Raw genomic sequence first — 7,826 nt, forward strand, 5'->3', positions numbered from 1 at the left:
ATGCTGCTGCGTTGTTTGCGGGCGGAACTGGGCAAATGCCGCCGTGCTCCGGTATGGCTGGCCTTTGTGGTGCTCCCGGTGGTGCCTGCCATCCTGGGCACGGCCAACTATCTGGGTAATATCGAGGTGCTGGACAATGCCTGGTACAGCCTGTGGAGCCAGCACACCCTGTTTTCCTCCCTGTTTTTTCTGCCGGCTTTGCTGGGGGTGTTCTGCGCCTGGCAGTGGCGGCTGGAGCAGGCCGGCCACAACTGGAATAGCTTTTTCACCGCGCCGGTGCCGCTGGCCGACCTGTGCCTGGCCAAGCTGATCCTGGCCGCCGGGACGTCGGTGCTGGCCCAGGGGTGCATCGGCGGGCTATTCGTCCTCAGCGGCAAGCTGGTGGGCCTGCCCGGCCCACTGCCCCCCGAGCTGCCTGGATGGCTGTTCTGCGGGGCGGTGGGGAGCATAACGGTCTGCGCGGTGCAGCTGTTCGTCAGCCTGGCGGTGCGGACATTCGCCCCGCCGGTGGCCTTTGGCCTGGCAGGAGGCATCCTGGGCCTTTTGTGCACCGCCAAGGGGTGGGGGTATCTGTTTCCTTACGCGCTGCTCTGTCTGGGGATGCGGGCAAACAACCCCACCATGGAGCTGGACCTGGCGCCCTTCCTGCTGTCGGCTCTGTGCTACACCGTAGCCTTTACGGCCCTTTCGGTCTGGCTGGCGCAAAAGCGGGATGCGGCGGCGGAGTGAGGGCGGCTTGGCCGATGAGTTCAACGATGGCATACAACAGTCAAAAGGCGGAGCGCCCGGTAGGATGCTCTGCCTTTGTACTTTCTTAGGCAGCCTTTTCTTCTTTTGGCTCCTGCGGGCGTCGTGCAAGCCAAGCCTCGAAAGCCTTCTGGTTTTCCTCGATTTCAAAAAATGCCTGGATCCCGGGCAGAAATGTCCGGGCCAGGCATTCGAGAGAACCTGTGGGCAGGCCGTATTCTTTCTCTACATCCTTTTTTCTGGTCAAGTACTGTCCTCCATGTCATGTTGGGGAAGATGTGCTTCATAAAATTTCACCTCAATTCTTTTATGTGTTGTGTGCTGATTCAAAAATTCGCGTACAGTGAACATCGAGCTGTACGTTGTACGATTTTTGAAGTTTGATTGATGATACGTTGTTTTTAAAAGCAGCTTTCTTGGCTGCCGTACAGTGTACAGTACGTACAGTCTGTACAGCATTGTTTTTTAAAAATTTTTACTGCTGGCAGGGATGGATGAGCGTCTCGATGCCTATAAACCCGCGCACCCGGCGGCCGCCTGGCAAATAAATGTTGTTGGTGGCTTCCAGGTTATAACGGAGGCTTTGCTGGTTCAGCTCGGTGCTGAGCCGGTTGGGTGATACCGGACGGCAGGCGTTGTCGTCGCACCAGACCTTGTAGACTTCATAGAGGCACTTGGAGCTGACCTCGGCGTCGGCTTTGAAGCGGAAGTAACCCTCCGATTCCAGAAAATCCAGGACATTGTTGCTGCTGCGTTTGACGGTGTCCAGATTGCTGGCAGCGCGGGCACTGAGCGTAAACTTATAGTTATTTCGCAGGAGCCGCGTCAATCCTTCCAGGCACCAGAGAAGGATGCCTTCCAGTTCCTCACAGAGCTTTTCGACCAGAAAAGGGTCGTCCTCCCGGCCGGCTGGACGTTCTTTGGTGGTCAGGATGAGCTGCCGCCGCCAGAAGCCGTCCGAGTGGTCGTATAGGGAAATCAACGCGCCATTGCCGAAGCCGAGGAAACGTGCATAGATGTCGCTCTGATAGCTTTGGATGCCCTTGCGCTCTACGTCCATCTTGGCCTCAGCGGTCACGATGGACTTGAGGTAATTGGTCTTGGGAAGTGCGTTCATGTCCATGTCATCATCTACCATCAGCAGGCGATGTTCCAGGTCGGCACGAGCGAAACGGCTGATCTCAATTTTCTGGATACTGCCGTTGCTGGCGGCGTCGCCCATCAGCTTTTTGAACACCAGACCAATGCGAGACTTGCCCTCCCCGCCCTTGCCGATGATGAGCATCATCCGCTGACCTTTGGTGCTAGGGATGAGACAGTAGCCAAGGTACTCCTGCAGGGTGGGGATGTCCTCAGCGTCAAGCAGGTTGCCGAGAAAGGTCAGCCAGCGTTCGGGAGTAGCGGCCTGGGCGTTATAGGCCACCGGCAGACGGTTGCGGCAAAACATCTTGTTCTCCTGAAAGGTTCCATCAGCCAGATGATAGACTCCGTTTTGCAGGTGGATACGGTCGGTCTCGATCTTTATAGGAGCGGAGTAGGCCAACAGCCGCAGGCTATCCAGGATGCTGCTCACCTTTTTAGAAAGCCCGCTGGTCACATAGCTTTCGATCTCCAACAGGACCTTTTGTTTGATTTCGGCTTCGTCCTCTACAGGGCCGTCCGGCGTGTAAAACCGACCGGCGATGCACTTGAGTGGATGGAATTTCAAAAAGTCGTAGCAGAACTGGACCTCATTGATCTTCTTGCCATCGTACCAATCAGGCCATGCAGGGTTGCGGGGCTTTTCGTATTTCATTGACACCTCTTTCTTTGCAGTTGGTGGTATCGGGCGTCTTGCCGTATACCGGGACGGATCATTTGCCGGTCTCCCTCATCGCTTCTGACAGGCAACCCTTCATCTCTGAGGGCGCTGTGCCATCCCTTTCGGGCGCTCGCTCCGTGGAGGTCGTGGCGGTTTGGGCGGTGAGGACGGTCATTCAGTTTTACATTGGAGACAGTATAGCAGAAAATCCAGAGCTCTCCCGTATGTCCAAGAGGTTGGAAATTTGCCTCAAAATGCCCCAATTTCCACACTCTTGGACAAAGCGAAGGCCCTCTCGCAGCGTAACGAGAGGGCCTATTGGTCAATATTCTGTTGAGCAATATTTTCGGTAGCCGCTACCGAAATTCTTTTTTGATCCCTCCAGTGCTATGCTTTGATGAAGGTTTATGATACAATAGAGTAAAGTCCCAGCGTAGAAGGAGGGCGGAATCATGGAACAGGACAAGCGAGGCCGGGGCCGGCCAAAAATCGATACGCACATTACCGAGGCTTACGCTTCTAGCAGACGGCAAGCTGTCAATGCTGTGTACATGTATGAAGGCGTCGAGTTGATTTCGGTAGCGGCTACCGAAATTCCAGACAGTGACCTTCTATGGTGCTCCGATGCCTCCACTCAAACGGCAGGCGGGAAACAAGGCATCTTGGAGCAGCTTGGGCGAATGCTGATACAAGACAAGTTCAGCCAGGATGACTGTATTACCATCGCTAGTTTTGCGATCCAGGCATTGAAAGCGGGACATACTTCCAGAGAGATCGAAAAGGCGATCCGTAAAGTCCGGCTCACAAACAAGAAAGCCTCTGCCGATTCAGAAAACGAGGCGCTCAACCACGCGGCGGTCAATGCGCTGGACGAGTTGCGGTCGATGGGAAGTGCAGACAATACGAGCCTGTAAAAGGCTTGCCGCTCTCCCTGCATGAGCTTCCTGCCCCCTTCGGGCGGCGTTGTCCGGCTCGCTCCCCCTGGTCGTTCTGAGGGAGGTCCTGGCCGGGTATTCCATGCAGACGGTCGTTCGGTTCTCAAAGTGCAAACAGGGCGACGGAAGCAAAAAATCGCTACACAAACAGACCGGAAAACTCTCCCTTCTCGGGAGGCCTCCAGTTCTGTTTTATGTAGCGATTCAATTTGTTCTAAAACTGCTCCGATCGCTCCGAATGCTTTGAGAATCGAGCCAAAATATCTATGTGATTTATTTTCTATATTTAATTGTTTGGTGAGTATATCATGGGTTCGCGCAGGATGTCAACAGCTTTTTACGGCAAGAAAGCATTTTCGTCGAGATGCAATAGAATGGATTGAAAATTTCAGCAGAACGCCAAATGTGACGAAATATCAAGACAAAAGACGAGGGTGATATACCTTTGCTCCGCAGAGGGCAAAAAGGCTGGTTTGCAATCGCTGGAACAGGAAGCGTAGAACCGGCTCTCGTTGCCCTCTCCTTCACAAAGGTATAACACACTAGACTTTGCCAGCAAAGTCGTGTGCCACGAAACCCCTGCGCGGTTTCTTTGGATTCTTCCGGCTGCACCGCCGCAGGGTTTGGGGAAGGCACTCCCCAACAAGTACGACCGGCAAGTGTGCTGCGATTTCAAATTTTGAAATTGTGGCCACAGGTCAATACTTGCTTATCGCTTTTTTCAAAACTTTTCCTTTCTGGCTTTCAAAAAGCGCCGCGGCTTTTTCTGATATACCAACTGTTTGCGGCAAAACGCTTGCCTTGTCTCACAAAATATGGTATACACGTTATACGAAAGTTTGCTTTATCTGCCTGTTCTTGCGAAAGGAGGCCCCTGTATGACCGCCGCCATCTACGCCCGCTACTCCTCGGACAGCCAGCGCGAAGCCTCCATTGAAGGCCAGCTCATGGACTGCAAAGACTACGCCGAGCGCAATGGCGTCGCCATCGTGGGCACCTACATTGACCGGGCCTACTCTGCCAAGACCGACGACCGTCCCGAGTTCCAGCGGATGATCCAGGACAGTGCCAGGAAAATCTTTGACGCAGTCCTGGTCTGGAAACTGGACCGCTTTGCCCGCAACCGTTACGATGCAGTCTACTACAAAAGTCAGCTTGAAAAGAACGGCGTCCATCTCGTTTCGGTCATGGAGCCGATCTCGGACGGCCCTGAGGGCATCATGGTCGAGAGCCTGCTCATCGGCATGGCCGAGTACTATTCGGCAGAGCTGGCCATCAAGGTGGCCCGCGGCGAACAGGAAAACGCCCTCAAATGCAAGTACAACGGCGGCGTGGTGCCGCTGGGCTACGTCATTGGAAAAGAGGATCGGCTCTATCACATCGACCCCGAGACGGCCCCCATCGTGCAGGAGATCTTCACTCGCTATGCCGACGGCGAACCCGCCGAAAAGATAGCGGCCTCCCTGAACGAACGCGGCCTGCGCACCCGCACCGGGAAGCCATTTGTCAAGAACAGCTTCTTTCAAATCTTCAAGAATCGCCGCTACATTGGGGAGTACAGCTACAAGGACATTGTGATCCCCGGTGGTGTACCCGCCATTGTGGACAAGGACTTGTTCGACCGGGTGCAGGAACGTTTCGCCAAGAACAAAATCACCCATGGCCGCCCGGCCAAAGATGAGGTCAACTAACTTCTGACCACCAAATTGTTCTGCGGCAAATGCGACACCCTGATGGCCGGCGAGAGCGGCACCAGCCACATGGGCACCACCTATCACTACTATAAGTGCGGCAAAGCCAAGCGCAAGGGACAGGCGCATTGTAACCTCAAGGCCATCCGCAAAGAGCCTTTGGAGCGCTTTGTGGTGGATACAGCGGTCAAATTGGTTTTGAACGATCCGGTCATCGAACACCTGACCGATTTGATTTTGGAAGCCCAGGGCCGGGAGAGCACCCGCCTACCAGTGCTGAAGGAGCAGCTCCGGGACACAGAAAATCGGCTGTCCAACCTGCTGGAGGCTATTGAGCAGGGCATCCTGACGCCCACCACCAAGCAGCGCCTGGACGAACTGGAAGCCCGTCAGGACACCCTCAAGGCCAACATCCTGGAAGAAGAATTGCAGCGGCCAGCTTTGAGCCGGGAACAGATCCTGTTCTGGTTTGAGCGGTTCCGCCAGGGAGATGTGAACAGTCCTGCTTACAAGCGGCAGATCATCGACAACTTCGTCAACTCGGTCTATGTCTTTGAGGACCGGGTAGTGCTGAACTTCAACTTCAAAGAGAACGCCAAGACCGTCCCCCTTCGTGAGGTTTTGGGTTCGAGCGCTGATGGGAATGGCCCACCATCAAAAGAACCCGAACACGTCAAGGTGTTCGGGTTCTTTTTTGTTTGAAACGGCGTGTTCGGTTTCGCAGGGGCCAGGGGCGGGGTGTTCCGCATCGGCAGAACTTCGGACAAAGACAAACCAGAAAACAAGGCAGGTATACCCTGAAACAGGGTGTACCTGCTTTTTTTGCTATATACCCGGCAGCTGCCGGGTCCTGGGAATTTTGTTCGGAGAGGTTCAATCCTTCGGGCCTGTATGGTGTGCCTTCGCCGCTCTGGCAGAAATCCATAATGTCTGGCCCGGCGGTCCGCTTCAAATATCTTGTCTTCACTTCAGTACCAGTTATTCGGCGTTTGCTGCAATTTCGATGACTTTGCTTTTTTCTATGCTATACTGTAATAAAAGCACAGCCGCCCGTCAGACCATGAAAGGCGGCGGCCGAACAGCGGAGGATTGCCGCCCCGGCAATCGAAAAGCGAGGTGGATGAAATGCGGACTGTCTTTTCGAACATAGCATGGAAGGGCCTGAAAGGCCGCCGGCGGGCCACCGGGATGATGCTTTGTGTCCTGGCGGCAGCGTTTGCCCTGATGACGGCTATGCTCTGCTATGACAGCAGCGGTGCGGTGGCCATGGAGGAGACCCGCAAGTCGATCTATGGCGAGTGGCAGATTGCGCGCTACGCCCTGAGCGAATCCGAGGCGGCGGAGTTCATCCAGGAGACAGACCCTGCCGCCGTGGGCCGGGCAGAACAGTACGCTTTTCTGGTCAATGAACAGGGTCTGGCCTTCGGCGCGCTGGGCACAGCGGATGCCGGGTATTTCTCCTGCGGCCGTCTGGAACTGCTGAGCGGCCGCCTGCCGCAGAACGAATCCGAAATCGCCATGACCACCTCGGTGCTGGACGGTATTGGGGCCTCTTATGAGCTGGGGCAGACGGTTTCGTTTTGGGCGGCAAACGGCGACGGCGATCCGGTTCTCCTCCGCTATACCCTCTGCGGCGTATTGCCCTCCTACGATGCCTATTGGGCGGTGGATGGCAATTTGCCGGTGGATGCAGTCCTTTCCGGGGCCGAGGGCCTGCCCGCCGGCTGGCGGCCTGCCGTCCAGCTGCTCTGCCGCTATAACGGGATTGTTCCTGTGGTCCCATATCTGGACGGCGCGCAGGACCCCACCTGGGTCAAAAATACCTATGCTTACCCGGAGGACCCCGCTTCCCGTCAGGGGCTCGCGGTGTTTGTGGCAGGCTGCGCCTTTCTGACCCTCTGCGCCGTGTATGGCATGTGTTCCATCCAGCTCCGGCGGCGGGAGGAAGGATGGACTGCTTTGCGGATGATCGGCGCAGCCAAGGGAATGATTTTCCGGATCTGTCTGTGGGAGGCGCTTTTTCTTCTGGCGGCCAGCCTGCCGCTGGGGGTAGTGCTGGGCCTGCTGCTCTGCCTGGCCGGGCTGGCGGTTCAGGGCCAGGCGGCCTGTTTGAACTGAACCAGTAAAAACGGACAATAGACAAAACGCCCCCTGTGTAGGAAAATAAACCTATACAGGGGGCGTTCGTATGTCCAGACAAAAATACACACATATCCAAGTGAAAGAGGAAGAAATTCTAGCCTTGCGAGAGGCAGGAGCGACCCGGCAAGAGATCGCGAATCAATTGGGATTAAGCAAGGTACAAATCAAGAATTGGATCAACCGATATAACCGCAAACAGGCCAAACAGGAAGCAGGAATTTTTCCCAAACCAAAAGGACGTCCGAGAAAAGTTGCTGAACCTGGAGATATAATCGCCGAGCAAGCCTATGAGATCCAGCGGTTGAAGATGGAGAATGAGTTGCTGCGGGATTTTCTGCGGTCCACAGGAAGGAAGTGAGTGCAAAGGCAAAGTATGCCGTGATTTATCGTTACAGGGAGAAGTATTCTGTACTAGTCATGTGCAGGTTCTTTTCGGTATCCAGAAGCGGCTATTACAGCTTTGTAAGGCGACTGAATCGACCTGAGAAAGATGCCTCATTGGCAGAGAAG

General features: G+C 55.1%; 6 protein-coding genes and 1 pseudogene. 5 read left to right on the top strand and 2 right to left on the bottom strand.

All coding sequences use genetic code 11. From position 1 onward, the window contains the following. The gene (locus B5G28_RS03630; protein WP_087246366.1) at positions 1-729 is read left to right on the top strand and encodes an ABC transporter permease; all 729 of its coding nucleotides are present in this window, start codon (positions 1-3) and stop codon (positions 727-729) included. Positions 730-814: 85 nt separating this feature from the next. Here the strand turns inward: B5G28_RS03630 and B5G28_RS03635 are convergent, their stop codons facing one another. Next, positions 815-994 (bottom strand): hypothetical protein, encoded by a 180-nt coding sequence (locus B5G28_RS03635; RefSeq protein ID WP_087246367.1) that lies wholly within the window; start codon positions 992-994, stop codon positions 815-817. 228 nt (positions 995-1,222) lie between these two features. Then, positions 1,223-2,542 (bottom strand): phage/plasmid primase, P4 family, encoded by a 1,320-nt coding sequence (locus B5G28_RS03640; RefSeq protein WP_087246368.1) that lies wholly within the window; start codon positions 2,540-2,542, stop codon positions 1,223-1,225. 458 nt (positions 2,543-3,000) lie between these two features. Here B5G28_RS03640 and B5G28_RS03645 point away from each other — a divergent pair, with 458 nt between their 5' ends. The 4 genes and pseudogenes from B5G28_RS03645 (at position 3,001) to B5G28_RS03660 (ending at position 7,674) form a co-directional block, all read left to right on the top strand. Next, the gene (locus B5G28_RS03645; RefSeq protein ID WP_087246369.1) at positions 3,001-3,462 is read left to right on the top strand and encodes a hypothetical protein; all 462 of its coding nucleotides are present in this window, start codon (positions 3,001-3,003) and stop codon (positions 3,460-3,462) included. 899 nt (positions 3,463-4,361) lie between these two features. Beyond that, positions 4,362-5,876 (top strand): annotated as a pseudogene (locus B5G28_RS03650) (recombinase family protein). 486 nt (positions 5,877-6,362) lie between these two features. After that, a complete protein-coding gene (locus B5G28_RS03655; protein WP_144265468.1) occupies positions 6,363-7,292 on the top strand; it encodes an FtsX-like permease family protein in 930 nt (309 codons plus the stop codon). Positions 7,293-7,362: 70 nt separating this feature from the next. Further along, positions 7,363-7,674 carry a helix-turn-helix domain-containing protein gene (locus tag B5G28_RS03660; RefSeq protein ID WP_087246370.1) on the top strand — a complete coding sequence of 104 codons (312 nt, stop codon included), beginning with the start codon at positions 7,363-7,365 and terminating at the stop codon, positions 7,672-7,674. Positions 7,675-7,826 lie beyond the last annotated feature (152 nt).

The organism is Faecalibacterium sp. An77 (genome assembly GCF_002161315.1).
Taxonomy (GTDB): Bacteria; Bacillota; Clostridia; order Oscillospirales; family Ruminococcaceae; genus Faecalibacterium.

Excerpts from the sequence above, each read along its gene's own strand:
- B5G28_RS03645 (WP_087246369.1), top strand. The coding sequence starts at position 3,001 with ATGGAACAGGACAAGCGAGGCCGGGGCCGGCCAAAAATCGATACGCAC.
- B5G28_RS03655 (WP_144265468.1), top strand. The coding sequence starts at position 6,363 with ATGATGCTTTGTGTCCTGGCGGCAGCGTTTGCCCTGATGACGGCTATG.
- B5G28_RS03630 (WP_087246366.1), top strand. The coding sequence starts at position 1 with ATGCTGCTGCGTTGTTTGCGGGCGGAACTGGGCAAATGCCGCCGTGCT.
- B5G28_RS03640 (WP_087246368.1), bottom strand. The coding sequence starts at position 2,542 with ATGAAATACGAAAAGCCCCGCAACCCTGCATGGCCTGATTGGTACGAT.
- B5G28_RS03660 (WP_087246370.1), top strand. The coding sequence starts at position 7,363 with ATGTCCAGACAAAAATACACACATATCCAAGTGAAAGAGGAAGAAATT.